We start from the raw sequence: 26,066 nt of genomic DNA on the forward strand, positions 1-26,066 counted from the left end.
CGCCCCAACAAAGACGCCGCGGTATTTCAGGAGGACCGAGGTGCCTGGGTTTGGGGCGGCTGCACCACCCAGCGCGGGGCAAGCCCGCTCACTACAGAGTTTGGTCGCGGCAGGTTCTCTTGACTGAGTAGGATTAGGGAGGGGGCAAGCCCCCTCCCACACTGGAACCTTGTTGCCGCTTAGCGCACACCGTCCTGGCGCAGGGCCGCTGGAGTGAAGTCGCTAGTGGTGGCGGTGAAGCCGAAGTCATACGCCTGCTTCTCTTCGTTTTTCATGCCCAGCGCCAGGTAGCGGCCGGACTGCAGGTCGTAGAGGGTTTCCAGGGCGTACCACGGCACTTGCTTGTCGTAGTAGTTCTCGGCATGGGCTTCGGCGACGCGCCACAGCTGACCACGGCCGTCATAGTGGTCGATCACGGCCGCTTGCCAGGTATCTTCGTCGATGAAGAAGTCACGCTTGGCGTAGATGTGGCGCTGGCCTTCCTTCAAGGTGGCGACCACATGCCAGACGCGGCGCAGCTCGTAGCGTGCCAGGTCCTGGTTGATGTGACCGGCCTTGATGATGTCGGCGTATTTGAGCTTGGGATCGTCGACCTTGTAGCTGTTGGAGGCGATGTAGAGTTCTTTCTTGCCTTCCAGTTTCCAGTCGTAGCGGTCCGGGGCGCCGTTGTACATGTCGAGGTTGTCGGAAGTGCGCAGGCCATCGGCGGCAGTACCCGGCCCGTCATAGGACACTTGCGGCGCCCGACGCACGCGGCGCTGACCCGCGTTGTAGACCCACGCCGAACGCGGTTCCTTCACCTGGTCCAGGGTTTCGTGCACCAGCAGCACGCCACCGGCCAGACGCGCCGGCGCGGTCACTTGCTGCTTGAAGTAGAACAGCACGTTGCCTGGGTTTTTCGGATCAAAGTCTTTCATCTTGTCGCGGAACACGAACTGATCGCGGAAATACACCAGGCTGTACGAACCGTTGGTTTGCGGCGTGGCCTGGGTTACCAGGCGGGTCACGCTGCCGCCACGATAGCGGGTAATGTGGTTCCAGATGACTTCCACGCCGCTTTTTGGAATCGGGAACGGCACCGCGGTTTCGAAGTTCTCCAGGCCGTTGCCGCCGGAAACCAGGTTGGTGTGCGTGGCGTTCTTCTTGATGGCTGCAAACACATCCGCCGGCACGGTCGCGCCGCGATGGGTCGGGTAGACCGGCATCTTGAAGGTGTCCGGGTAGCGCTTGAACATCGCGTACTGACCGGGTGCCAGCTTGTCTTTGTACTGTTCGACGTTGGCTGCGGTGATGGTGAACTGCGGTTGTTCGTTGGCGTAGGGGTTGGCCAGGAAACCACGCGCATCCACGGCACCGGCATTGGTGGGCAGCGGCGACCATTTCGGAATGGTGCCCGCCGCGTTACCAGCCATTTCAGCGCCCATCGGGGTCAGGCTCGTGCCCAGCTTGGCGGCTTCATCCGCCGATACCGCCGCCATGACATTGCTCGCCAGGATCGACAGCCCCAGCACACCCACGTGCAACAGACTTTTTGTTATTTGCATATTCTGGTCTTCCTGAAAATACAGTGTGCTTAGAAGTTGGCGCCGACGCTCAGGGCGATGAAGTCGCGGTCATCCACCGTGCTGAACTTGCCACCAAAGAAGTTGGTGTAGGCCAGGCTGGCGGTATAAGTATTCTGGTACTCGGCATCCAGGCCCAGGCTGACTGCCTTGCGACCTTCTTCGAAGTTACCGCCGGGGCCGGGTGAATACCCCTTCACGTCATGCGACCAAGCCACGTTTGGCTTGAGGTTGACGCCCGCGAACACGTCCGGGTATTCCCAGATGGCTCGGGCGCGGTAGCCCCAGGACGTGGCTGTGGTGTAGCCGTCGTTGTTGCAGTTGGTGTTCAGGCCAGCGGCATTGGGCAGGCCCGCCCCCGTCGCGGTGGAATTGTTGAGCGCATTGCAGAAGCCACCCGGCAAGCTGCCAGGACCGAAGACCGGATCGCGGCCATAGCGGGCTTGTGATTTGCTTTCCAGCCCCCCGACATGGGTCACCCCGATCTCACCGACGGTGGTCAGGCGGCTGGCGCCCATGACTTGGTCGAAGAAGTGCGTGAAGGTGGTCTGGAACTGCGTCACTTCCTTACGGTTGTAACCATGCAGGTCCTGGCCCGGCGTACCTTTAAGCACGGATGCGTTGCCAAAGCCAGGGATCGGCGTGACGCCGGCGTACAGGATATCGGTGGTGCTCAATTGCACGGGAGCGTTTGGACGGTAGCTCAGTTCACCACTCCAGGCCGTGCCTGTCGGCAACGTGGTCGAGAAGCTCAAACCGTACAGGCGGATATCTTCCGGGTACTCGACGAAGTAGTTGGAACTGCCGGCCACGATCAACGGACGCAAGGCGGCCAGAGGCCCCAGAGGGCGAGTGTAAGCCGACGAAGGAGCGCCTTGTGCACTGAAGATCGGCGCGCGGCTGTGGTAATTCATGAAGTACGCGCCGAACTCGGTATCCAACGGCTCGAAGTTGTAGTGCATGGCCACGCCGAATTGGCCGCTGTCGCGGGCATCCCGGTCCGGACCGCGACGTACCAGTACGCCTTCGTTGTTGACGTCCACACCCAGGGCATTGAGCGTCGGCAACGCAGCGCCCGGGATGGTCGAACGCTTGTTGAGGACACGCAGGTTGTTGTCACAGCCATCGGAAATCACGTCGGGCTGGGAGAAGAACGTGCCGCAGTTATCGGTCACCGTCTGGTCCCACTCCAGCTGATAAAACGCCTCAGCCGACAAGTTATCCGTCAATGATTGCGACACATAAAACATGTTGACCGGAATCAAGCCTTCCTTGATCTCGGCGCCCGGACGACGGAATGCGGACACGTCGATCGGGTTGATGGAGTTGATGCCGCCGCCGATGAAGGTACTTTCACCCCAGCTCACCACCTGCTTGCCGAAACGCACGTTGCCCGGCAAATCGGCGATGTTGTAGTTGTGGTAAATGAATGCATCGAGGATCTGCCCGCCGGAGGACTTGGCGCCTTCCTTGCGGTTGTTGTCGCTGATGTCCTTGAACGGACGGCTTTCGTCCTTGAGTTCGAAGTCGTACCAGTACTTGCCGCGCACAAACACGCCGGTGTCGCCGTATTTCAGTTCCAGGTCGTGGATACCCTTGAAGATCTTCGAGAACGTTTCGCCGCGCTTGAAGTTCAAGTGACCGTCATCGGAGGTCTGGGACAACCCCTTGCCGCCGTTGTTGGCACCGATCAGGTCTCGGTTAGGCTTGGCTGTCGACCAGCTCGCCCCCACGGAAAGCGACGAGTCAAAGCTCCCTTCGACTTCACCGATATTGAAACTGACGCCGAATGCGGGCCCGGCGAGCGTAGAAGCGAGACTGACGGCCAGAGGCAATCTCGCCCGGCGCCAGAACTGGTTTACTGAGGTCATCGACGCTACTCCATGTGCATTATTGTTATGGCAGTGAGTTCTTTCCTACAGATGCATGTAACGGCCGGGATACAACGATCCCAATGCCGTACGGCACCCGAGCCTCCATGGCCCGAAGCGGAGCATCCGTGAATAACTCTGGAAGGGACTATAGCCAGCAGGGGGGAGCGCTTGATCCCTCTAAAGTGTGATTTGCATCACCAACCCGTCTGCCACAACCCTTTCGCCACACCGACGAAGATCGGCGTGGCAAGGATGGCTGAAAATCGATAAATCACAAGTGAAGGCTTGAGATAGAGCTTTGCCGCGCCCGAGCGGGCGCGGCGAAGGGCGTCACAGGGTCGACAGGAACGTACTGTTGTTGGCCTGCCATTCGATGATGTCGATACGGATACGTTTTTTGTCGAGTTTTCCTACGCTGGTCTTGGGAATTTCAGTAACAACCGCGATCTGGCTTGGAATGGCCCACTTGCTCAAGTGGCCCAGTTCGACAAAAGGCTTGAGGTGCTCCTTGAGCTCACGCGCACCTATCACATGGCCATCACGCACGACCAGCAACGCAAACGGGCGCTCGCCCCACTGCGGATCGGCGATGCCTACCACTGCTACTTCACGTACCGCCGGGTGACGGCTGACCAGGTCTTCAAGTGCCAGGGAGGAGATCCATTCGCCCCCCGTCTTGATCACGTCCTTGATGCGATCGCGGATATCAATCACCCCGAAGGCGTCCAGGGTCGCCACGTCACCGGTGTGCATCCAGCCGCCGGCCCACAGCTCGGCGCCCTTCTGCGGCTCATTGAAATAGCCTTCGCTGAGCCAAGGGGCGCGCAACACCAGCTCGCCCTGGGATTCGCCATCGGCGGGCAGGAAATTGCCGTCATCATCGATAATCGCCGCTTCCACCAACGGCCCGGGCACGCCGGCCTTGATGCGGTAGGTGGTGCGCTCATCTTCACTGCCGGCCATCAGCTCTTCATTGAGGTGGGCACAGGACACCAGCGGCCCGGTCTCGGACATGCCGTACGCGGCGGTCAGTTGAATGCCCCGCGCCTTGGAGGCGTCATACAACGAGCGATTCAGCGCACTGCCGCCGATGACGATTTTCCAACCGCCGAAATCCACGCCCTGGGCGGCCTTGGCGTTGAGCACCATTTGCAGGATGGTCGGCACGCAGTGCGAGAAGGTGACTTTTTCCTTGCGCCACAGCTCCACCAGGTATTCCGGGTCATAGCGGCCGGGATAGACCTGTTTGAGCCCCAGCATGGTGGCTACATAGGGCAGGCCCCAGGCGTGTACATGGAACATCGGCGTGATCGGCATGTACACATCGTTGGTGCCCAACAGGCGCACGCTGTCGACGCTGCCCATGATGGTTGCCACACCCATGGTGTGCAGCACCAGTTGGCGATGAGTGAAGTACACACCTTTGGGGTTGCCGGTGGTGCCGGTGGTGTAGAAGGTGGTCGCGACCGAGTTTTCGTCGAAGTCCTGGAAGTCGTACTTCGGGATGGCGGCCGCCAGCAGGCTTTCATACTCGCCCACCAGGTTCGGCAGCTCGGCGGTTTGGGCGTCACCATCGGTGAGCAGCAGGGTCTTGTCGACGGTGGTGAGGTGCCCGGCGATCGCCTGGTAAAGGCCCACGAACTCGCTGTTGACCAACACAAAGCGGTCTTCGGCGTGGTTCATGGTGTAGAGGATCTGCTCCGGCGACAGGCGCACGTTAATGGTGTGGATCACCGCACCGATCATCGGGATAGCGAACATGCACTCCAGGTACCGGTGGCTGTCCCAATCCATGACCGCCACGGTGTCACCGGCCTTGACGCCGGCTTCGGTCAATACGTTGGCCAGCCGCGCGACCCGTTCGATCAAGGTCGGGTAGGTATAACGCAGCTTGTCACGGTAGATGATTTCCCGGGTTTTCTCGTAACGGGTGCCGGACATCAACAGGCGTTTGATCAACAGCGGGTACTGGTACGCACCTTCGGCGGGCGGGATAACGCGGGTCTGCAACATACTAATCCCTTATCTGACTGCACGGTCTTGGCTTGAAGACCTGCACTTTAGAGAGCTTATGTGTCAGCTAAATCAGCCAAAGGAATGATTTGCAGACCCCGGCGAATGCTAGCTTTAAGCCAGCATCCGGCCACTGAAAAACTCATTTCATGCTGGTAAAGGCCAACTTCACACCGATAGCGATCAGTACCGCACCCATGGTGCGGTCGAACCAGTGGCCCATCCGCGCAAACCCGGCACGCACGCGCTGCTGGCTGAACAACATCGCCACCAGGCAGAACCACAGCGCCGTCGCCACCGCCAGGTACACGCCGTAACCCGCTTGAATGGCCAGCGGCGTCTGCGGGTTGATCACCACAGTGAACAACGAGAGGAAAAACAGGGTGGCCTTGGGATTCAAGCCATTGGTCACGAAACCTGCGGTAAATGCGCCACGCGGGGTGCGCTCGCCGGCTTCGCGGTGCAACTCGCCTTCGGCGGCAGGCTTGGCCGGCTGCGCACGCAATGCCTTGAAACCGATGTACAGCAGATACGCGGCGGCCGCCCATTTCAGCGCGTTGAACAGCACGATGGACTGCGACACGATCAAGCCGATGCCAAGCAACGAGTAACCCACGTGCAGGAAAATCGCCGAGCCGACGCCCAGCGCCGTCCACGTCCCGGCGCGGCGGCCATGGGTCACACTTTCACGCACGACCACGGCGAAATCCGGGCCGGGGCTGGCCACTGCCAACAGGTGAATCAGCGCTACGGTCAAAAACTCGGCGACGTACATGCTTACTCCATTAAGTAACTGATTATTTCATCTGATAGGCTCGGCAGATTACGCCTTCGAACCTCGTCACAAAAGGTACAGTTGAGATGAACAATCGCCGCGCCGTCTTCCTTGATCACTCCTCTCTGGACTTGGGCGACCTCGACCTCGGCGAGTTGCGCAACAGCTTCAGCGAGCTGCAGCTGTTTACGGATACCACGCCACAGAATGTGCTTGAGCGCGTGCAAAACGCCCAGGTGGTGATCAGCAACAAGATCGTGCTCAACGCCGAAACCCTGGCGGCCTGCCCTGAACTGGAACTGATCCTGGTATCGGCCACCGGCACCAACAACGTCGACCTCGCCGCCGCCCGCGCCCATGGCATTACCGTGAGCAACTGCCAGGGCTACGGCACACCGTCGGTGGCGCAGCACACGATCATGTTGCTGCTCAACCTGGCGACACGCTTGAAGGACTATCAACGCGATGTGGCGGCCGGCAAATGGCAGCAAGCCAAGCAGTTCTGCCTGCTGGACTACCCCATCGTCGAGCTGGAAGGCAAAACCCTCGGCCTGCTCGGCCATGGCGAACTGGGCGGCGCCGTGGCACGCCTGGCGCAAGCCTTTGGCATGCACGTGATGCTCGGCGCGATTCCCGGACGCCCTGCCCGCGCCGACCGCGTGCCGCTGGATGAATTGCTCGCACAGGTCGACGCGCTGACCTTGCACTGCCCGCTCAACGAACATACCCGCGACTTTATCGGCGCCCGCGAACTGGCATTGCTCAAACCCGGCGCCTTTATCGTCAATACCGCGCGCGGTGGCTTGATCAATGAACAGGCGCTGGCAGACGCGTTGCGCAGCGGCCACCTGGGCGGCGCAGCCACCGATGTGCTGAGTGTCGAGCCGCCGGTGCAGGGTAACCCGCTGCTGGCAGGCGACATTCCTCGACTGATCGTCACGCCGCACAATGCCTGGGGCAGCCGCGAAGCTCGACAGCGGATCGTCGGCCAATTGGTGGAAAACGCCCAAGGCTTTTTCAACGGCGCCCCGTTGCGCGTCGTCAGTTGATAAACTGCGCCCCTTTTCAAGGAGCAGACCATGGATCCGCGCAGTGAAGTACTGCTTCGTCAGGCCGAACTTTTTCAAGGCAACCTGCTGCTGGCCGGCTTGCCCGCCGACGACCTGCTGGGCCGCCTGCCCAACGCCCACGGTTGGTGCTGGCATGCCGGCGACCAGGCCGCGCTCGATGCACGCTTCCCCGAGCGCAGCCAGTTCGGTGTGAACGTGCCCGAACGCTCGTTCGACGCGGCAGTGATCTTCCTGCCCAAGTCCAAGGACCTCACCGACTACCTGCTCAACGCCGTGGCCGCACGCCTGCCCGGCGCCGAGCTGTTTCTGGTCGGGGAGAAAAAAGGCGGTATCGAAAGTGCCGCCAAACAGATGATCCCCTTCGGCAAACCGCGCAAGCTCGATAGCGCACGGCATTGCCAACTGTGGCAGGTCACCGTGGCCAATGCCCCGCAAGCGGTCGAGCTGGAAAGCCTGGCGCAAGTGTTCGACGTACCGCTGGCCGAAGGGCCGCTCAAGGTCGTAAGCCTGCCGGGCGTGTTCAGCCATGGGCGCCTGGATCGCGGCACCGAGCTGTTGCTGGAGCATCTGGACAAGCTGCCTGGCGGTCACTTGCTCGACTTTGGTTGCGGCGCCGGTGTGCTGGGGGCGGCCGTCAAGCGACGCTACCCGCACAACAGCGTCACGCTGCTCGACGTGGACGCATTTGCCGCTGCCAGCAGTCGCCTGACATTGGCTGCCAATGGCCTGGAAGCCGAGGTGTTGACCGGTGATGGTATCGACGCCGCACCGATGGGTTTGAACGCCATCCTGAGCAACCCACCGTTCCATGTCGGGGTGCATACCGATTATTTCGCCACTGAGAACCTGCTGCGAAAAGCCGCGAAACACCTGGCAAAAGGCGGCGAACTTCGGTTAGTCGCCAACAGCTTCCTGAAGTATCAGCCGCTGATCGAAGAGCATCTTGGGGTCTGTGCGATCAAGGCCGAAGGCAACGGCTTTCGCATTTACCGTGCCAAGCGCGGCTGACGGGCGTTTGAAAAAGAACGCTTGCCGAATGGATTTTGCCTAGGCAGAATCCGCTCCGTCCTAGGGGAGTAGTCTCCCACGAGCGCCACGCTCGTCCGGCATACGTCAACATACTTGGTCAGCAGGCCATGGCGTATGCGACCCAGGAGTCCGCACAGACGGACCGGGGTTTGACAAGACCTATGACACGCACACCTTACCCGGGGCGGGAAGGCTGTACGTGTCATAGCCGTGTCGACCCGCCCCTGGAAGCCTACCTGATGCTGGATTCATTACTCGTTCCTACCGCAATCGTTGCCTTGGCCGAAATCGGCGACAAGACGCAACTGCTCGCGCTCATCCTCGCCGCACGCTTTCGCAAGCCCTGGCCGATCATCGCCGGTATCGTCGCCGCGACCCTGGCCAACCATGCGGCCGCCGGTGCCGTGGGGGCCTGGTTCGGTAGTTTCTTCTCGGATGCGGTGCTGCACTGGATCCTGGCGGCGAGCTTCTGTGCCACCGCGCTGTGGACGCTGGTGCCGGACAAGCTCGACGATGACGAAGCCAGTACCACACGCAAGTTCGGGCCATTCCTGACCACGTTGATCGCATTCTTCCTCGCCGAAATCGGCGACAAGACGCAGATCGCCACGGTGATGCTGGCGGCGCAGTATCCGGAGTTGTGGCTGGTGATCATCGGCACCACCCTGGGCATGCTGATTGCCAACGTGCCGGTCGTATTGGCGGGGAACTTTGCAGCCGAGAAGCTGCCGCTGACCTTGATTCGTCGACTGGCGGCTTCGGCGTTTTTCATCCTGGCGATCGTGGCGGTGTACAAGGCCATGCAAAGCAGCGGTTGGATCTAAGGCTGTAAACCCAAACCCATTGTGGGAGGGGGCTTGCTCCCGATAGCAGTATTTCAGTCGGTATATATGTTGACTGATTCACCGCGATCGGGAGCAAGCACCCTCCCACACTTGGATCTTCACAAGGTTCGGAGTATCAGGATTTCCGGGCCTGTTGGTAGAGCGGCATCACCTTCGGAATGGCCGCCTGCAGCGAGGCGATCCGGCTGTCGGACGCCGGGTGAGTACTCATGAACTCCGGTGGCGCGCCCTCTGAAGCCTTGGCCATCTTGTTCCACAGCGTGATGGCGGCGTTCGGGTTGTAGCCGGCGCGAGCCGAAAGCTCCAGGCCGATCAGGTCCGCTTCGTTTTCGTTGGCGCGGCTGTTAGGCAAGGTCATGCCGTAGTTGGCAACCGTGTCGGCCAGTGCCAGGCTGTCCTGGCCCAGGCCAAACAACGCACCGGCGCCCTGCTTGGCCATCTGGATACCATACGCCTTGGACATGGCTTCGCGGCCGTGTTCACGCAAGGCGTGGGCAATCTCATGGCCCATTACGGCAGCCAGCTCGTCATCGGTGAGCTTGAGATTGTCGATCAACGCGCTGTACACGAAGATCTTGCCGCCAGGCCCGCAGTTGGCGTTCATCTCATCGCTCTTGATCAGGTTCACTTCCCACTGCCACTGCGCCGCATCCGGGCGGAAGTTCGGCGCCTGGGCGATCAAGCGGTTGGCGATGGCCTGCACGCGCTTGGCGTTGGTGCTGGTCTTGTCGACCAACCCCTTGCCGCTCGCCTCACCCAACGTCTGCTGGTAAGACTGGGCATACATCTGGTCGACTTCCTGACTCGACAGCATGCTGAACATGTACTGCTTACGCTCCACACCCACGGCGCCACCACTGGTGGTGTTGACCGACTGGCAACCTGCGAGCAACACCGCTGAACTGAGTAGACTTACCGCCAATGTTTTCTTCATGACACTCTCCCTGAAAATCTGGCGCATATCGTAGGCGGTCATTTATATCGACGCCAGATACAACAGACGTTTAACCGCTGATTTTCGGATACATCTCACAACGCCAGCCATCATCGCATTTGCGACACCCCCCACTCATTTGCAGGACAAGCCTTAAGACTCCCTCCGGCATGGCCGATATAACAACAAGCCCAACCTCTCTGCGCCCGGAGCCTTCATGAAATTCAAGTCGATTCAGTTTTCTGTCGCGGCACTCACCGGCGCCATCGTGCTGAGCGTGGTCGCCGTGCTGGTGCTCTACGCCTTGTTTTCCGGTGCGCGCACCCAGGAGATGGTGCAGGAACGCACTCAAACCCAATTCAAGCAAATCATCAAGGAGCGCCTCACCGCGCTGGCACAGACCCAGGCCACACTGATCCAGCGTGAACTGGAGGCGCCACTGGTGACCGCCAAAGGTTTGGCCACCACCAACGCCCTGCTCGGCATGAAGGACGCCAAGGGCGAACCCGCGCTGCAGATCGGCCGCGAGCAATTGATCAGCCTGCTACATGAAACGGTGGTGCGTAACCCGAAAATCCTCGGCGCCTACATCGGCTGGGAACCCAATGCAATCGACCATAACGATGCCAATTATGTAAACAGCCCGATCGTCGGCATGGGCACCGACGGCCGCTTTCTACCCTGGTGGTACCGCAACGCAGACGGCAGCCTGGGCCTGGACAAACTCGCCGACGTCAACGACCAGAGCATTCTCTCCACCGGCATACGCGCCAGCGAGTACTACTTGTGCTCCAAGGAAAGCCAGAACCCCTGCGCCATCGACCCTGCCCCCTATAAGGTCGGCAATGCCATGGTGATGCTGGCGTCGTTCATCGAGCCGATCATGATCGACGGCAAGTTCCAGGGCATCGTCGGTGCCGACCTGTCGGTGAACTTTATCCAGGACATGCTGACCCGCGCCGACCAGAACCTCTACGACGGCGCCGGCGAATTGGCGTTGATCTCCAACAATGGACGCCTGGTGGCCTACACCAAGGACTCAAGCAAACTCGGCGAGAAAGCCAGTGACCTGCTCGACAGCAGTGAGCTGTCCAATCTTGGCCAATTGAAGGTTGGCGAAGTGCGCTACGTCATCGACAAGGAACACGGGCATATCGAGTTGCTCCTGCCGTTCAATATCGGCCAGACCGACGCGCGCTGGACCTTGATGCTGCAACTGCCCCTGAGCGCCGTGATGGCGGATTCGAACGCGCTGCAAAGTGACCTGCAGGCCCAGCGCAAGGCGGACATCTTCGGCATGGCCATGGTCGGCCTGGTGATCGCCGGCCTCGGCCTGCTGGTGATCTGGCTGGTCGGCCACGGCATCGCCCGCCCACTCAAACAAATGGTGGCCATGCTCAACGATATCGCCCAGGGCGAAGGCGACCTCACACGCCGCCTGAGCAGTGACCGTGCCGACGAGTTGGGCGCGATTGCCAGCGGCTTCAATACCTTCCTGATCAAGCTGCAAGGCATGATTACGCAAGTGGTGAGCTCGGTGCAGAAGGTCAGCGACTCGTCGGAACACACCGCTGACATTGCGATCCGCACCAACCAGGGCGTGCACAAACAAATGGTCGAGATCGACCAGGTGGCAACCGCCGTGCACGAGATGACCGCCACCGCACAGGATGTGGCGCGCAACGCTACCCAGGCCGCGCAAGCCGCCAGCCATGCCGACCAGGCGGCCAGCCAGGGGATGCGTATTGTGCGCGATACCTCTTCCTCCATTGGTGCGCTCGCAGAGGAAATCGGCAAAGCCGTGGGCGTGGTCCAGACCCTGGCCAAGGACAGCGAGAACATCAATGCGATCCTCACGGCGATTCGCGGGATTGCCGAGCAGACCAACCTGCTCGCGCTCAACGCGGCCATCGAAGCGGCCCGGGCCGGCGAACAAGGCCGTGGTTTTGCCGTGGTCGCCGATGAGGTGCGCAACCTGGCGCAGAAAACCCAGAAGGCCACCGAAGAAATCCAGGCCATGATCCAGCAGTTGCAACAAGGTACCCGCGATGTGGTACGGGTGATGGAAGACAGCCAGAACCGCACCGATGAAAGCGTGCAACACGCAGCCAAGGCGGCTGAGGCGCTTGAGACCATCACCCAGGCGGTGTCGGTGATCAACGACATGAACACCCAGATCGCCAGTGCTGCCGAGGAACAGAGCGCGGTGGCCGAGGACATCAATCGCAATGTGATCAATATTGGCCAGGTGGCCAATGAAGTCGCGGGCGGTGCGGATGAGTCCAGCACGGCCAGCGCCGACCTGACCAAACTGGCTGAACAGCAGCGGCGCCTGATCAATCAGTTCAAGGTTTGAGATTTGCGGCGACTTTGAGGCCGCATCGGGAGCAAGCCCCCTCCCACATTTGAATGTATCCACAAATCAAACTGTGGGAGGGGGCTTGCTCTCGATAAGGCCGGTCAATCCCACCACTAGGCCGGGGTCAGGCACTCCGGCCCGTTGAGCTTGGGATCGTTGACCATATTGGCCAGGACCCGCTCGCGCAATGCGGCGGGCTCACTGGCCAGCAGGGCCTGCAGGGCAGGCAGGGAGGTTTCGGGATTGAGCCAGGCCTCCTGCCCCTGCGCGTCCAGAATCAACGGACGCCGCTGGTTTTGTGCAGCCTGGGTCACCACCGCCGTACTCAGCCAGACCTGCTCCTGCACCGGGTACGCCTCCCAGATGGCGGCAAAAAACAACGTGGACCCCTCCCCCGGCGTCAGCCAATACGGGCGCTTGCGCTGGGTGCCTCGCCATTCATAGAACCCGTTGGCCGGCATCAGGCAGCGACGCTGGCGAAAGGCTTCGCGAAACATCGGTTGTTCGGCCAGGGTCTCGGCGCGCGCGTGGGCCGGGGTGCGCGACAGATCGGTCAGCCAGGGTGGCGTGAGGCCCCAGCGCGCACGCGCCAGCGTGCGCTGACCCTCACTCAGGCGCTGGATCAGCACCGAGTCATTGGGGGAGATATTCCACTGGGCCTGCTGATCCGCCGGGAAGCCCGGCAGGGCAGCAAACGATGAGTTCCAGCGAAACAAGGCATAACGTCCACACATGGGGTAACACGACTCTTGGGTAAACCGACCGACAGCCTAACAGACCAGCACGTCGGGGAAGCTGTCGGGTTCTTCACCGGGCAGGGGTTGGGCGCCGATGTAGGCAGTAATCAGCTCACGGGCATAGGCGGCCTGATCGTTGTCCACTTCCAGGCCCAGCAGTCCGAAAATCGGCAGTTCCCCCGTACCGCCGAGCAAATGGCGCCCCACCAGATGCGCCTCGATACCTTCGCTGGCAAGCATCTGTTGCAGCAACTCGCCTTCCATCAGGTTTTCCGGTTCGTAGATTCGCTGCATGCGCATACCTGTTATTCATGACCTGCCGGTCATTCGTTCTCGCTGCGGGTGTCCAGCATCCACTCGTCACCGTGCACCTGGAGGGTAAAAATGACCGGCCGGCAACACACTTGGCAATCCTCTATATAAGTCTGGTCACCGCCAGACAGGTCCACCGTTGTCTCGACCTCTTCGCCACAATAAGGACATTCGTACAGTGCGGTTTCCAGCATCGCGGTCTCCCAGGTGACTTGTGCGTATAATCGCCGGTCTATTTACAGGGCTATTCACGGCAGAGCCAATATTGCGGCCGCACCCTGATGTTTCCTTCTACTTACCCTAGCCGTTTCTAACAAGAGAGCATGATGGGCGAATTCGATACCATCCGACCTTACAACGACAGCGAAGTCCCGGCAGTGCTGGCACGCCTGTTCAGTGACAAGGCCTTTCTGGACATCCTGACCCACTTCCGCTTCCCGCGCTTTGCAGGCGCCCTGGGCTGGTTGCTCAAGCCGATGATCGCGCGCAAATTGCGCCGCGAGTTTGCCGGCGTCACCACCGTGGCGACGCTGCAGGACAAAGTCGAGTATTACGTCGACCATACCATCGACCGGGCGACCGACGGCGTGACCTATACCGGCGTCGAGCAACTCAAATCGGGCACCGCCTACCTGTTCCTGGCCAACCACCGCGATATCGTGATGGACCCGGCCTTCGTCAACTACGCCGTGTACCACGCCGGCCTGCCGACACCCCGCATCGCCATTGGCGACAACCTGCTGCAAAAGCCGTTTGTCAGCGACCTGATGCGCCTGAACAAGAGCTTCATCGTGCACCGCTCGATCACCGGGCGAAAGGAGAAGATGGCGGCGTTCAACCTGCTGTCGGCCTACATCAATCATTCGATCCGCAACGACGGCCAGTCGATCTGGATCGCTCAGGCCGAAGGTCGCGCCAAGGATGGGGACGATCGCACCGAGTCGGCGATCCTCAAGATGTTCCACGTCAGCCGCAAGGACGAACCGTTTGCCGAAGTCATCCAGTCGCTGAACCTGACGCCGGTGTCCATCAGCTACGAATACGACCCCTGCGATGCGGCCAAGGCCCGTGAGCTGTATATCCGTGCCACAACCGGCACCTATAGCAAGGCCCCAGGCGAGGATGATGTGAGCATCGCCTTGGGCATCACCGGCTACAAGGGCCGAGTACACGTCAACTTCGCGCCGCCGATCACCGAACGCTTTGAAGACACCAAGCTGCTCGCCGTGGAAATGGACCGGCAGATCCTGGGTGGGTATCGACTGTTCCCGGTGCACTACCTGGCTTATGCACAGTGGAGTGATGCCGACCCTCAACTGCAGGTGCCGAAGGCAGCAGACCTGTTCCCGGCCGACGAACTGGCCAAGGCCAAAGCGGAATGGGAGCGGCGCTTGAACGAATGCCCGGCCGAGCACCGCCCGTACCTGGTGGTGCAATATGCAACACCGGTGCGCAATCAGTACCGGGTCAAGGCCGGAATGCCTCTGTAACCGCCGATGACACCTGTGGGAGGGGGCTTGCCCTCTCCCACAGATGTTTTTGCAGTGCTTTTTTTACAGATGGGTGCTGAGCCAGGAGGTGGCCAGCGCCAGCCCAAGGCAGGCAAACCCGACACGATAGGCCAGGCGATACGCCCGTTCGGTGTGTACATCCAGAAACAGCATCGGTTGGTCAACGGCGCGCTCTTCGCTTCGCGCGGTAAGATCGGCCATCGCACGCTGTGATCGCAGGCGGGTTATGAATAGCAGCGCGGCGCCCGGGCAGGCAACCAGTAGCGCGGCAGTATTGATGAGCAGTGCGGGCAGTGCCATCGCAAACCTCGATGTATCAGTGGCCTGGTATCAGCTCAGATACAAACCTGAACGATAGTCGCCTCCTGCGCCTTCCTGCTCCCTCCCCCATAGCGCTAATGTATCCAGTAATTTACAGCGTCACCTGAACGTCACCTTAACAAGCCACTCTGTTGCCCTTCGACGTTTGAGGAGCTTGTCATGCTGCACGCGCAAAACCAGGATCGACTGTATTGGGTCGCACAAAGCGACGAGCAAGAGGCGCTGGTCGGCAGCCTGGCATTCAACGTCCAAGACCGCCATTGGCTGGTGTATTGCGCCCTCGCCGGGCATCAGCATGCCGACCTGCCGGAGCTGGATCTGCTCACAGGTGTCAGTGTGCTGGAGCTTTATGTCGAAACGGCGGCATGAACATCACAGGCATAAAAAAACCGGGCTCATCACTGAGCCCGGTTTTTTATTGAGCGGTGTTTACTGCGAGCCGAGCAACTGGCCGATGCTTGGGTCTTTGAACAGACGGGTCAGGGCGTCGCTGAGCACGTCGCTGACCAGCTTGGTATTGGTTTCCTGGTTCGGCGACATGCCGAAACGCTGGTCCAGGGACGCGCCGTAACGGCCACTGTAGCGACGGGTGCCGGCAACGACGTCGGACTTGAAGGTCGCGCCGATGGACGCTTCAGTCACATACAAGCCTTGTTTAGGCGACTGGTACTTCAGTTCGGCCAAGGTAATGGTCAGTTGAGGTGCGCCCGGCGAGTTGGCCGGCGTGAAACCCAGCAGGCGTACAGCCGCTTCGGCCTGGGCTTGCAGCTTGGGCAGCACATCCTGGCCGGTTACCGAAATAAGCGCGGTCTCAGGGTACAGCCCCCCGCGAGAGCCCAGGGTCGGCGACGGACGACCATCCACCACGCGTACCGACACCGGCTGGCCATGCCCCACAGGTGCCAACTGCGCAGTGACTTTAGGTTGCGGGCTGAGTTGTTGCGGGCTGTTGGCGCAGCCAACCAGCGTCAAACTGGTCACAGTGATCAAACCGAACAACAGGCGTTGCAACATACTCATTTCTCCAGAACTAGAGGCAAACAGGTCGCCAGTATAACGGTGCAGGCGCGCCGCTCACCAGCCATCCTGAACGGCAGCTGAAGGCACGCGGAAATTACAATTTCACATAATTTGGTCACTCCAGTGTCATGGCACACTGGCAACCTTCGAGCATGTAACGTAACAGGTACAAAACCATGCGCCTTCTCAAATCACTGTTCATGCCACGCGCCGACCATCGCCACTTTGCCCGGCTCGATGCCCGTGGCTATTGCCTGGCATTCAAGCAGTGCCGCTTGCCGCCCGTCGGTGAGGGTTGGGTGGAGGTGACGGAGACTCACCTGGGGTGGATGAACCGTCCGTTGCCGGCCAGCGCCCGGGTGCGCCCGCTGTCTGCGCATGCACAACCACCGCAAGCGTTGGCCTCCTGACCGAGGCGCTAATAAAAGTCATAAAACACGCCCATTTCCCTGGCGTTCTTCGCTACAATCTCCCCCCGATTATAAGGACGTCTCCTGATCGGGCCCCGCAGCATCGTTAATGCCCCGGCATTAACCCCCAAACCGCCCACAGAGAGCCGCCCACACAGATCGTGTGAAGCCGGCGCGCTTGCTGTTTTCTTGCAAACCACCCGCCTTTACCGAATCTGCCAGAGCTGCCATTGCGCTCGGCCACTTGAGTTGTTTGCCCGTTTTGCCGCGTGTCGGCAAGGACCTCGGGCCAGGTGCCAGGCTGGGGCAGCCCATTTTTGAGGTTCACGTCTTCAAAAGAGCGTGAAAAAACGGGTTTTCACAACTTCACAAGAGTGTGGCGAGCAAATGAATAGTTTTGCGTTTGTACAAGCACCATCAGCGTCTGGAACAGCCCAACACAGGACCGAGAACTCCCCGAAAACTGGAGCTTGAAACCTGTCCGCTACGGATTTGGTTGCACGAACCGCACGCTTTGACCATAAGTCGAATTGCCACAGGCGCCCATGAATGCGTTCATAGGCAGATTAGCCCGGCAGGAAGCGTGCGCTGAAGTTGCAAAAAAATTGCGAAGAATCGGACATGGCGATCCTGGCCATGGGTAACCTGGGGCAACACGTGAACCGCCCCGTCACTCCTGGCAGCCATGCCGTCAATTTGGTGCTGCAGATTTTGGAGACGCGTTAAATGGCGCATAACGAAGCAGTCGACGTAGTACTGGTAGGGGCCGGCATCATGAGTGCCACCCTGGCCGTACTGCTCAAAGAGCTCGACCCCGGCCTCAAGCTGGAAGTCGTTGAGCTGATGGACTCGGGTGCCGCGGAAAGTTCCAACCCGTGGAACAACGCCGGTACTGGCCACGCCGGGCTGTGCGAGCTGAACTACACGCCGCAGGCGGCTGACGGTTCCATCGACATCAAGAAAGCGGTGCACATCAACACCCAATTCGAGGTATCGAAGCAGTTCTGGGCCTACCTGACCAAGAAAGGCACGTTTGGCTCGTCCAAGTCCTTTATCAGCCCGGTGCCGCACCTGAGCTTCGTGCAGGGTGAAAAAGGCGTGTCTTTCCTCAAGAAGCGTTTTGAAACCCTCAGCCAGCACCACGCGTTTTCGGACATGCACTACACCGAAGACCGTAGCGAAATGGCCGAGTGGATGCCCTTGATGATGCCGGGTCGTCCGCTCGATGAAAAAATCGCCGCCACCCGTGTGATGAACGGCACTGACGTCAACTTCGGCGCCCTGACCAACCAACTGCTCAGTCACCTGACCAGTTCTGCAGACGCCCAGGTCAAGTACAGCAAGCGCGTTACCGGCCTCAAGCGCAATGGCGCGGGCTGGACCGTGAGCATCAAGGACGTCAACAGTGGCAACAGCCGCGAAGTGGATGCCAAGTTCGTGTTCCTCGGCGCCGGTGGCGCGGCCCTGCCGTTGCTGCAAGCCTCGGGTATCGAAGAAAGCAAAGGCTTTGGCGGTTTCCCGGTCAGCGGCCAATGGCTGCGTTGCGACAACCCGGAAGTGGTCAAGCACCACCAGGCCAAGGTCTACAGCCAGGCGGCCGTGGGTTCGCCACCGATGTCCGTCCCTCACTTGGACACCCGCGTGGTAGACGGCAAGAAATCCCTGCTGTTCGGGCCATACGCCGGCTTCACCACCAAGTTCCTCAAGCACGGCTCGTTCCTTGACCTGCCGCTGTCGGTCCGCGCCGGCAACATCGGCCCGATGCTCGCCGTCGCCCGGGACAACATGGACCTGACCAAGTACCTGGTCAGCGAAGTGATGCAATCCATGGAGCAACGCCTGGAATCCTTGCGCCGCTTCTACCCTGAGGCGAAAGCCGAAGACTGGCGCCTGGAAGTGGCCGGCCAGCGGGTGCAGATCATCAAGAAAGATCCGAAGAAAGGCGGCGTGCTGCAATTCGGCACCGAGCTGGTCGCGGCCAAGGATGGATCGCTGGCAGCACTGCTGGGCGCATCCCCAGGTGCTTCGGTAACCGTTTCGATCATGCTGGAGTTGATCGAGAAGTGCTTCCCGGAGAAAGCCGCTGGTGAGTGGGCAGCCAAGCTGCACGAGATCTTCCCGGCACGGGAAAAGACCCTCGAAACCGATGCCGAGCTGTATCGCAAGATCAACACGCAAAACAACATCAGCCTGGAACTGGTTGAACCTGCCGCCGAGACTGGTAGGAGCGAGCTTGCTCGCGAAGATCGTTAACGATAACGCAGCGCGCCTGGTTTAGCCCGGCGCCCTGGGGCTCTTCGCGAGCAAGCTCGCGCCTACAGAAGAGCCCATAAAAAACGCCCCGCCCTCTGCATGAGGACGGGGCGTTTTTTATGTTCGGATAATCAGCCGCGAGCGTTTTCGATCAACTCGATGTACTCGTCCGCGTGACGCTGATCCTTGATCAGGTCGATAAAGGTCTGACCATGCTCATCCTTGCCATCGAGATCCAGGCCTGCAGCCTTGAAAAAGCCCAGGAACCGCTCGAAATCGTCGATACGCAAGCCACGGTAGGCCTTGATCAGTTTGTGCAGGGACGGTGAAGTCGCATCAGCCGGCTCGAAGTCCAGGAACAACTTGATCTGATCGTCACCGATCTCATCACCAATCACCTGTTTCTTATCTTTACGCATTACCGACTCCAGCCTGCAGACATTTACACGGGGATTGAAGTCTACCTGCGGGGCTCGGCCTTGTGTAGGCGAGGATCAAACCGCTCATTCGAACTGGGCAAGCATCCAGCGCTGGTATTGAGCGACCTCGGCATCGCCCTCGCGAGGCGCCCACTCGGCAAGCTCCCCTTCACCCACCGGGCGATACGGACCGGCTTTGCACTCAAACATGACGGTGTCGGGCTCCAGGACCGCCAGGCCGTGGAACACACCCGGCGGCAGATCGACGCCCGAACACTCTCCACCGGCCTGCATGACACGCTTGGCGATGACCTCGCCGGCCTCGTTGAATATCAACAAGCCCAAACGCCCTTTGAGCACCAACAAGGTTTCCGCCTTGTCCGCGCTCAGGTGCCGATGGGGTGGTACGTAGGTGGTGGGCTGCAGGCTCACCGCCAGGCGATGGCACGGCTCTTCCATCTGGTGAAAGTTGTGATGGTGCCGACCGCGTGGACTGCTGGCCGCTTTCTCGGCCAACTCAGCAAACAGCGATTGATCAAGAAAGCGGGCCATTCATTACATTCCTTTAACGGCGAAGATGCCATTGGCGTTACGCCAGTAGCCTTTGTAGTCCATACCATAACCGAAGATGTAGCGGTCGACGCACGGCAGGCCGACATAATCGGCTTTCAGGTCCGGGCGGGCCTTGCGGTCGTGGTCTTTGTCGATCAGCACGGCAGTGTGCACTTTGCGCGCGCCGGCGTGCTTGCAGAAGTCGATGATCGCGCCCAGGGTGTGCCCTTCATCGAGGATGTCGTCGATGATCAGTACGTCGCGGTCGATGAACGAGACTTCCGGCTTGGCTTTCCAGAACAGATCGCCGCCGCTGGTTTCATTGCGATAGCGCGTAGCGTGCAGGTAGGACGCTTCCAGCGGGAAGTGCAGGTGCGTCAGCAATTTGCCGGCGAAGATCAGGCCACCGTTCATCACACAGAAAACCACCGGGTTGGTGTCGGCCATTTCGCGAGTGATGTGCGCTCCAACCTCGGCGATCGCTGCTTCGACTTGCGCTTCGGTGTACAGGCAGTCAGCCTCGCGCATGATTTGACGGATATGCTCGAGATCAGCGGACATGGCGCTCTCCAAGGGGTGCTGTGGCAAGAAAAGCGGGCGAAGGTACGCTTCTCGTGCGCTCCAATCAAGCCTTTATGGACTAACGTACTTGATGTCTATAGGACAACACCCTCGGATAGATTAATCTAGGCCGGTTTTTTTGCCCGCTGCCGGAGCCTTCCCCATGCCCACTCGCGAGATCCGCCACCCGCTGATCCGACACAAACTCGGCCTGATGCGCCGTGCCGATATCAGTACCAAGAACTTCCGTGAGCTTGCTCAGGAGGTCGGAGCGCTGCTCACTTACGAAGCCACCAAGGATTTGCCCCTGGAAAGCTACGAGATCCCAGGTTGGGCCGGTCCCGTCCAGGTCGAGAAAATCGCCGGCAAGAAGATTACCGTGGTGCCGATCCTGCGCGCCGGTATCGGCATGCTCGAAGGCGTGCTCAGCCTGATTCCAGGCGCCAAGGTCAGCGCCGTCGGCGTGGCCCGCAATGAAGAAACCCTGCAGGCGCACACTTACCTGGAAAAACTCGTTCCGGAAATCAACGAACGCCTGGCAATGATCATCGACCCGATGCTCGCCACCGGCAGTTCCATGGTCGCCACCATTGACCTGCTGAAAAAGGCCGGTTGCAAGGACATCCGCGCCATGGTGCTGGTCGCCGCCCCCGAAGGGATTGCCGCCGTCGAGAAGGCCCACCCCGACGTGCAGATCTACACCGCATCCATCGACGAGCGCCTGAACGAACACGGCTACATCATCCCTGGCCTGGGCGATGCCGGTGACAAGATCTTCGGCACCAAACAGAAGGACGCGTGAACATGCAGGATGAATTCAACGACCCGCTTTGGCGCCAGATCCTGTCTGGCGCACAAATGCTCTTCGTGGCATTTGGCGCGCTGGTGTTGATGCCGCTGATCACAGGTCTGGATCCAAACGTCGCGCTGTTCACTGCCGGCCTGGGGACGCTGTTGTTCCAGGTGGTGACGGGGCGGCAGGTGCCGGTGTTCCTGGCATCGAGCTTCGCGTTCATCACTCCGATCATTCTCGCCAAGGGCCAGTTCGGCCTGGCAGCGACCATGGGCGGCGTGATGGCGGCCGGTTTCGTTTATACCTTCCTGGGCCTGGCGGTGAAGATCAAGGGCACAGGGTTCATTGACCGGTTGCTGCCGCCAGTGGTCATCGGCCCGGTGATTATCTCCATCGGCCTGGCCATGGCGCCGATTGCCGCCAATATGGCAATGGGTAAAGCCGGTGATGGCAGCGAGCTGATTCATTACCAGACCGCCATGATGATCTCGATGCCGGCCTTGCTGACCACCTTGATCGTGGCGGTGTTCGGCAAGGGTATTTTCCGCCTGGTGCCGATCATCTCCGGGGTACTGGTGGGTTTCGCCATGTCGTTCTACTTTGGCGTGGTCGATACGGCGAAGATCGCCGCCGCCCCCTGGTTCGCCCTGCCCCACTTCACCGCGCCGGAATTCAACTGGCAGGCGATTCTGTTTATCGTGCCGGTAGCCCTGGCCCCGGCGATCGAACATATCGGTGGTGTGATTGCGGTGGGCAGCGTGACCGGTCGTGACTACCTGAAGAAACCGGGCCTGCACCGTACTTTGCTGGGTGACGGGATCGCCACCACGGCCGCCGGCCTGTTTGGTGGCCCGCCGAATACCACCTACGCCGAAGTGACCGGCGCGGTGATGCTGACCAAGAACTACAACCCTAAAATCATGACCTGGGCCGCAATCTTTGCTATCAGCCTGGCATTTATCGGTAAGTTCGGCGCATTGCTGCAAAGCATTCCGGTACCCGTGATGGGCGGCATTCTATGCCTGCTGTTCGGCTCGATTGCCGCAGTGGGGATGAACACGCTGATCCGCCACAAGATCGACCTGGGTGAGGCACGCAACCTGGTGATTGTGTCCGTGACCCTGGTGTTCGGTATCGGCGGTGTACTGGTAGGCACCGGCACTGGCCCGGATGATTTCGGCCTCAAGGGCATCGCCCTGTGCGCGGTGGTGGCGATTGGTTTGAACCTGCTGCTGCCGGGTAATGATGGCTGGAAGAACAAGCAGTCTGACAAGCCGTTGATCTAACAAAATGTGGGAGGGGGCTTGCTCCCGATGGCGGAGTGTCAGTCGATACATGATTGACTGATCTACTGCCATCGGGAGCAAGCCCCCTCCCACATTTTTTGATCTCCAGTGTCGCTTAGAGCTCGCCGAGCCCATCGACCAGCGCCTGGTTCTGCTCAGGCGTGCCGATGCTGATCCGCAGGAACTGGGCAATCCGCTCCTGCTTGAAGTGCCGTACGATCACACCCCGCTCACGCAACTTGGCCGCCAGGCCGGCTGCGTCGTGCCGAGGGTGGCGGGCAAAGATGAAGTTGGCTGCCGACGGCAACACTTCAAAGCCTTTGCCTTCCAGTTGTGCGACCAGTGTGTTGCGACTGTCGATCACTTGCTTGCACGTTTTCTCGAAGTACTCACGGTCCTCGAACGCTGCCGTCGCGCCGACAATCGCCAGGCGATCCAGCGGGTAGGAGTTGAAGCTGTTCTTGACCCGCTCCAGCGCCTCGATCAGGTCCGGGTGGCCTACGGCCAGGCCCACCCGCAAACCGGCCAGTGAGCGCGATTTGGACAGGGTCTGGGTCACCAGCAGATTCGGGTAGCGGTCCACCAGGCTGATAGCGGTTTGGCCACCGAAGTCGATATAGGCTTCATCGACCACCACCACCGAATCCGGGCTGGCCTTGAGCATCTGCTCGACTGCCTGCAATGCCATCACGCAGCCGGTCGGCGCGTTCGGGTTGGGGAAAATGATCCCGCCGTTAGGCTTGGCGTAATCGGCCACACGAATCTGGAACTGCTCGTCCAACGGCACCGGGTCGGACTTGATGCCGTACAGGCCGCAGTACACCGGATAAAAGCTGTAGCTGATGTCTGGAAACAGCAGCGGCAAGTCGTGCTGGAACAGACCGTGGAAGATGTGTGCCAGGACTTCATCGGAACCATTGCCGAGGAATACCTTGCCGGCGTCGACCCCGTAATACTTGGCCACAGCCTGCTTGAGCAGGTCGCTGTTGGGGTCCGGGTACAGGCGCAGATTGTCATTCAACTCGGCCTGCATGGCCGCCAGTGCCTTGGGCGAGGGACCATAGGGGTTTTCATTGGTGTTGAGCTTGACCAGCTTGGTCAACTTGGGTTGCTCGCCGGGCACGTAAGGCACCAGGTCCTTGACGAAAGGGCTCCAGAATTTGCTCATGCCTTACTCTCCCTTGAGGATGCGATATTCGGCGCTGCGCGCGTGCGCACTCAGCGATTCACCACGGGCCAGCACCGAGGCGGTCTTGCCCAACTCGGAGGCGCCCTGCGGCGAACAGAAGATGATCGACGAACGCTTCTGGAAGTCATACACCCCCAGCGGCGACGAGAAACGCGCGGTGCCGGAAGTCGGCAGCACGTGGTTAGGGCCTGCACAGTAGTCGCCCAGGGCTTCGCTGGTGTGGCGGCCCATGAAGATCGCTCCGGCGTGCCGAATCGACGGCAGCCAGGCCTGCGGGTCGGCCACGGACAATTCCAGGTGTTCCGGCGCGATGCGGTTGGCCACTTCGATGGCTTGCTCCATGTCGCGAGCCAGAATCAGCGCGCCCCGGCCGTTGATCGACTTCTCGATGATCTCGGCGCGCTCCATGGTCGGCAGCAGCTTATCGATACTGGCGGCGACCTTGTCGAGGAACTCGGCGTCCGGGCTGACCAGAATAGCCTGGGCGTCTTCGTCGTGCTCAGCCTGGGAGAACAGGTCCATGGCGATCCAGTCCGGGTCGGTGTGGCCGTCGCACACCACGAGGATTTCCGAAGGACCGGCGATCATGTCGATCCCCACCTGGCCGAACACATGACGCTTGGCGGTGGCCACGTAGATGTTGCCCGGCCCCACCACCTTATCGACCTTCGGCACGCTTTCGGTGCCGTAGGCCAAGGCCGCAACGGCTTGGGCGCCGCCAATGGTGAACACGCGATCAACACCCGCGATGCACGCCGCCGCCAGCACCAACTCGTTGATTTCGCCGCGCGGGGTGGGCACCACCATGACCACTTCGGTCACGCCAGCCACTTTGGCCGGGATCGCGTTCATCAACACCGATGACGGGTACGAGGCTTTACCGCCCGGCACGTATAGGCCAGCGCGGTCCAGCGGCGTGACCTTCTGGCCCAGCACGGTGCCATCGGCTTCGGTATAGCTCCACGAGTCCTGTTTCTGCTTTTCGTGGTAGCTGCGCACCCGCGCCGCCGCGACTTCCAGAGCTTCGCGCTGGGTTGCAGTGATGCGCGTCAGGGCCAGTTCCAGGCGTTCGCGGGGCAGGATCAGGTCGGCCATGGACTGGACGTCCAGGCCGTCGAATTGGCGGGTGAAGTCCACCAGCGCTGCGTCACCGCGCTCGCGCACAGCCTTGATGATGTCGAGTACTCGCTGGTTGACCGAGTCGTCGGACACGCTTTCCCAGCTCAGCAGATGATCCAGATGATGGGCGAAATCCGGGTCGGCAGCATTGAGTCGGGCAATTGCAGTGGACGTGGTCATAGCGAGGGCCTCATAGGATTGGCAAAAATGCTCAGGCGCCGAAAGTTAGCAGTCGATCCGCTTGGGCACCTGAGAATTCTGGCTATGAGGCGGATAGACGGGCGCGACCTAAGGCCGCGCGGGTAGGTCAACCGCGGTGTCGAGACTCCACTGCCTTGCGCAGGGTGTCGATCAACGCCTGAATACGGGCGTGTTGCATTTTCATGGAAGCTTTGTTGACGATCAGGCGGGAGCTGATGTCAGCAATGAAATCCTGGGGTTCCAGGCCGTTAGCACGCAGGGTGTTGCCGGTGTCGACGACGTCGATGATCTTGTCGGCCAGGCCAATCAGCGGCGCCAACTCCATCGAACCGTAGAGCTTGATGATGTCGACCTGACGACCCTGCTCGGCGTAGTAGCGCTTGGCAACGTTGACGAACTTGGTGGCAACCCGCAGGCGGCCCTTGGGTTCGACGTCACCGACACGACCGGCAGTCATCAGCTTGCACAGGGCAATACGCAGGTCCAACGGCTCGTACAGGCCCTGGCCGCCGTATTCCATCAGCACGTCTTTACCGGCGACACCGAGGTCGGCCGCGCCATGTTCAACATAGGTCGGCACGTCGGTAGCCCGCACGATCAACAGGCGAACGTCGTCCTGGGTCGTGGGGATGATCAGCTTGCGGCTCTTGTCCGGATTCTCGGTCGGCACGATGCCCGCTTCAGCCAGAAGCGGCAAAGTGTCGTCAAGGATGCGGCCCTTGGACAGTGCGATGGTCAACATGGGAAACGTCAGTCCTTCATCAGGCTATTGCTGTCCGGGCGCAAACGGCGCCAGACACAGATCGAGGCCATTACAGCCTCGACTTGAAATAACGGCAAACTTCATTGTAGTGAGCGGGCTTGCCCCGCGCTGGAGTGCGCAGCGCTCCCAAGATTTTTAGGGCCGCTTCGCAGCCCAGC

The 26,066-nt window shown here is 60.4% G+C and carries 26 protein-coding genes, 1 pseudogene and 1 riboswitch; of the genes and pseudogenes, 11 read left to right on the forward strand and 16 right to left on the reverse strand.

Translation table 11 applies throughout. The features are described from left to right. Nucleotides 1-179 precede the first annotated feature (179 nt). From ACQRBT_RS04555 to ACQRBT_RS04570, 4 genes are all read right to left on the reverse strand, one after another. Complete coding sequence (locus ACQRBT_RS04555) at nt 180-1,544, reverse strand: DUF1329 domain-containing protein (RefSeq protein WP_060754978.1); 1,365 nt, start codon at nt 1,542-1,544, stop codon at nt 180-182. A 29-nt stretch (nt 1,545-1,573) separates the two neighbouring features. Then, nucleotides 1,574-3,433: a DUF1302 domain-containing protein gene (locus ACQRBT_RS04560; RefSeq protein ID WP_060754977.1), complete on the reverse strand. Its 1,860-nt coding sequence runs from the start codon at nt 3,431-3,433 to the stop codon at nt 1,574-1,576. 333 nt (nt 3,434-3,766) lie between these two features. Then, nucleotides 3,767-5,449, reverse strand: a complete 1,683-nt coding sequence (locus ACQRBT_RS04565) for a fatty acid--CoA ligase (protein WP_412047021.1) — start codon at nt 5,447-5,449, stop codon at nt 3,767-3,769. A gap of 142 nt (nt 5,450-5,591) precedes the next feature. Further along, nucleotides 5,592-6,224: a LysE family translocator gene (locus ACQRBT_RS04570; protein WP_060754975.1), complete on the reverse strand. Its 633-nt coding sequence runs from the start codon at nt 6,222-6,224 to the stop codon at nt 5,592-5,594. Nucleotides 6,225-6,310: 86 nt separating this feature from the next. Here ACQRBT_RS04570 and ACQRBT_RS04575 point away from each other — a divergent pair, with 86 nt between their 5' ends. From ACQRBT_RS04575 to ACQRBT_RS04585, 3 genes are all read left to right on the forward strand, one after another. Next, entirely contained in the window at nt 6,311-7,273 is a 963-nt protein-coding gene (locus ACQRBT_RS04575; protein WP_412047020.1) for a 2-hydroxyacid dehydrogenase, read from the forward strand. A gap of 30 nt (nt 7,274-7,303) precedes the next feature. Next, entirely contained in the window at nt 7,304-8,302 is a 999-nt protein-coding gene (locus ACQRBT_RS04580) for a methyltransferase (RefSeq protein WP_412047019.1), read from the forward strand. 50 nt (nt 8,303-8,352) lie between these two features. Next, nucleotides 8,353-8,474, forward strand: a riboswitch (yybP-ykoY riboswitch). Between the two features lie 88 nt (nt 8,475-8,562). Continuing rightward, entirely contained in the window at nt 8,563-9,147 is a 585-nt protein-coding gene (locus ACQRBT_RS04585) for a TMEM165/GDT1 family protein (RefSeq protein WP_016978300.1), read from the forward strand. A gap of 136 nt (nt 9,148-9,283) precedes the next feature. Here ACQRBT_RS04585 and ACQRBT_RS04590 read toward each other — a convergent pair whose 3' ends face one another. After that, the gene (locus tag ACQRBT_RS04590; protein WP_060754981.1) at nt 9,284-10,102 is read right to left on the reverse strand and encodes a M48 family metallopeptidase; all 819 of its coding nucleotides are present in this window, start codon (nt 10,100-10,102) and stop codon (nt 9,284-9,286) included. Between the two features lie 1,303 nt (nt 10,103-11,405). On the opposite strand from ACQRBT_RS04590, the pseudogene ACQRBT_RS04595 reads away from it, so the two are divergent. Both ACQRBT_RS04595 and ACQRBT_RS04600 read left to right on the forward strand, forming a co-directional pair. After that, nucleotides 11,406-11,600: pseudogene (locus ACQRBT_RS04595) on the forward strand (HAMP domain-containing protein); the annotation flags it as partial. 114 nt (nt 11,601-11,714) lie between these two features. Next, a complete protein-coding gene (locus ACQRBT_RS04600; RefSeq protein WP_372241662.1) occupies nt 11,715-12,458 on the forward strand; it encodes a methyl-accepting chemotaxis protein in 744 nt (247 codons plus the stop codon). A 116-nt stretch (nt 12,459-12,574) separates the two neighbouring features. On the opposite strand, the gene ACQRBT_RS04605 is transcribed toward ACQRBT_RS04600, so the two are convergent. The 3 genes from ACQRBT_RS04605 to ACQRBT_RS04615 are packed head-to-tail and all read right to left on the reverse strand — an operon-like array spanning nt 12,575 to nt 13,704. Next, nucleotides 12,575-13,195: an SOS response-associated peptidase gene (locus ACQRBT_RS04605; protein WP_411985275.1), complete on the reverse strand. Its 621-nt coding sequence runs from the start codon at nt 13,193-13,195 to the stop codon at nt 12,575-12,577. A gap of 36 nt (nt 13,196-13,231) precedes the next feature. Further along, complete coding sequence (locus tag ACQRBT_RS04610; protein ID WP_060754970.1) at nt 13,232-13,492, reverse strand: putative signal transducing protein; 261 nt, start codon at nt 13,490-13,492, stop codon at nt 13,232-13,234. A gap of 29 nt (nt 13,493-13,521) precedes the next feature. Then, nucleotides 13,522-13,704 carry a CPXCG motif-containing cysteine-rich protein gene (locus ACQRBT_RS04615; RefSeq protein WP_060754969.1) on the reverse strand — a complete coding sequence of 61 codons (183 nt, stop codon included), beginning with the start codon at nt 13,702-13,704 and terminating at the stop codon, nt 13,522-13,524. Between the two features lie 132 nt (nt 13,705-13,836). Between ACQRBT_RS04615 and ACQRBT_RS04620 the strand changes: the two genes are divergently transcribed. Next, a complete protein-coding gene (locus ACQRBT_RS04620; RefSeq protein WP_174554023.1) occupies nt 13,837-15,000 on the forward strand; it encodes a 1-acyl-sn-glycerol-3-phosphate acyltransferase in 1,164 nt (387 codons plus the stop codon). A gap of 63 nt (nt 15,001-15,063) precedes the next feature. Here the strand turns inward: ACQRBT_RS04620 and ACQRBT_RS04625 are convergent, their stop codons facing one another. Continuing rightward, nucleotides 15,064-15,321, reverse strand: a complete 258-nt coding sequence (locus tag ACQRBT_RS04625) for a hypothetical protein (protein WP_060754967.1) — start codon at nt 15,319-15,321, stop codon at nt 15,064-15,066. Nucleotides 15,322-15,501: 180 nt separating this feature from the next. Between ACQRBT_RS04625 and ACQRBT_RS04630 the strand changes: the two genes are divergently transcribed. Beyond that, nucleotides 15,502-15,711: a hypothetical protein gene (locus ACQRBT_RS04630; protein ID WP_060754966.1), complete on the forward strand. Its 210-nt coding sequence runs from the start codon at nt 15,502-15,504 to the stop codon at nt 15,709-15,711. Between the two features lie 60 nt (nt 15,712-15,771). Here ACQRBT_RS04630 and ACQRBT_RS04635 read toward each other — a convergent pair whose 3' ends face one another. Next, the gene (locus ACQRBT_RS04635) at nt 15,772-16,356 is read right to left on the reverse strand and encodes a YajG family lipoprotein (RefSeq protein ID WP_060754965.1); all 585 of its coding nucleotides are present in this window, start codon (nt 16,354-16,356) and stop codon (nt 15,772-15,774) included. A 182-nt stretch (nt 16,357-16,538) separates the two neighbouring features. Between ACQRBT_RS04635 and ACQRBT_RS04640 the strand changes: the two genes are divergently transcribed. Both ACQRBT_RS04640 and mqo read left to right on the forward strand, forming a co-directional pair. Beyond that, nucleotides 16,539-16,772 (forward strand): hypothetical protein, encoded by a 234-nt coding sequence (locus ACQRBT_RS04640; protein WP_060754964.1) that lies wholly within the window; start codon nt 16,539-16,541, stop codon nt 16,770-16,772. A 726-nt stretch (nt 16,773-17,498) separates the two neighbouring features. Next, the gene (gene mqo, locus ACQRBT_RS04645; protein WP_090366724.1) at nt 17,499-19,025 is read left to right on the forward strand and encodes a malate dehydrogenase (quinone); all 1,527 of its coding nucleotides are present in this window, start codon (nt 17,499-17,501) and stop codon (nt 19,023-19,025) included. A 131-nt stretch (nt 19,026-19,156) separates the two neighbouring features. On the opposite strand, the gene ACQRBT_RS04650 is transcribed toward mqo, so the two are convergent. The 3 genes from ACQRBT_RS04650 to ACQRBT_RS04660 form a co-directional block, all read right to left on the reverse strand. Continuing rightward, nucleotides 19,157-19,444 (reverse strand): PA4642 family protein, encoded by a 288-nt coding sequence (locus tag ACQRBT_RS04650; protein ID WP_161548262.1) that lies wholly within the window; start codon nt 19,442-19,444, stop codon nt 19,157-19,159. Nucleotides 19,445-19,528: 84 nt separating this feature from the next. After that, the gene (locus ACQRBT_RS04655; RefSeq protein ID WP_060754961.1) at nt 19,529-19,996 is read right to left on the reverse strand and encodes a WbuC family cupin fold metalloprotein; all 468 of its coding nucleotides are present in this window, start codon (nt 19,994-19,996) and stop codon (nt 19,529-19,531) included. A gap of 3 nt (nt 19,997-19,999) precedes the next feature. Further along, nucleotides 20,000-20,557 (reverse strand): hypoxanthine-guanine phosphoribosyltransferase, encoded by a 558-nt coding sequence (locus ACQRBT_RS04660; RefSeq protein ID WP_060754960.1) that lies wholly within the window; start codon nt 20,555-20,557, stop codon nt 20,000-20,002. 163 nt (nt 20,558-20,720) lie between these two features. Between ACQRBT_RS04660 and upp the strand changes: the two genes are divergently transcribed. Together upp and ACQRBT_RS04670 are read left to right on the forward strand one after the other, a co-directional pair. Then, nucleotides 20,721-21,359 carry a uracil phosphoribosyltransferase gene (upp, locus tag ACQRBT_RS04665; protein WP_024073483.1) on the forward strand — a complete coding sequence of 213 codons (639 nt, stop codon included), beginning with the start codon at nt 20,721-20,723 and terminating at the stop codon, nt 21,357-21,359. Nucleotides 21,360-21,361: 2 nt separating this feature from the next. After that, nucleotides 21,362-22,636 (forward strand): uracil-xanthine permease family protein, encoded by a 1,275-nt coding sequence (locus ACQRBT_RS04670; RefSeq protein ID WP_060754959.1) that lies wholly within the window; start codon nt 21,362-21,364, stop codon nt 22,634-22,636. A gap of 115 nt (nt 22,637-22,751) precedes the next feature. Here ACQRBT_RS04670 and hisC read toward each other — a convergent pair whose 3' ends face one another. The 3 genes from hisC to hisG all read right to left on the reverse strand — a co-directional run bounded on the left by hisC (nt 22,752) and on the right by hisG (nt 25,887). Continuing rightward, nucleotides 22,752-23,804, reverse strand: coding sequence for a histidinol-phosphate transaminase (gene hisC, locus ACQRBT_RS04675; RefSeq protein ID WP_090366730.1), 1,053 nt, complete (start codon nt 23,802-23,804; stop codon nt 22,752-22,754). Between the two features lie 3 nt (nt 23,805-23,807). Beyond that, complete coding sequence (gene hisD, locus ACQRBT_RS04680) at nt 23,808-25,124, reverse strand: histidinol dehydrogenase (RefSeq protein ID WP_060754957.1); 1,317 nt, start codon at nt 25,122-25,124, stop codon at nt 23,808-23,810. Between the two features lie 127 nt (nt 25,125-25,251). After that, nucleotides 25,252-25,887, reverse strand: coding sequence for an ATP phosphoribosyltransferase (gene hisG / locus ACQRBT_RS04685; protein WP_003188599.1), 636 nt, complete (start codon nt 25,885-25,887; stop codon nt 25,252-25,254). Nucleotides 25,888-26,066: the final 179 nt, after the last annotated feature.

It is taken from the genome of Pseudomonas sp. R19M (assembly GCF_050312585.1).
Classification (GTDB): domain Bacteria; phylum Pseudomonadota; class Gammaproteobacteria; order Pseudomonadales; family Pseudomonadaceae; genus Aquipseudomonas; species Aquipseudomonas palleroniana.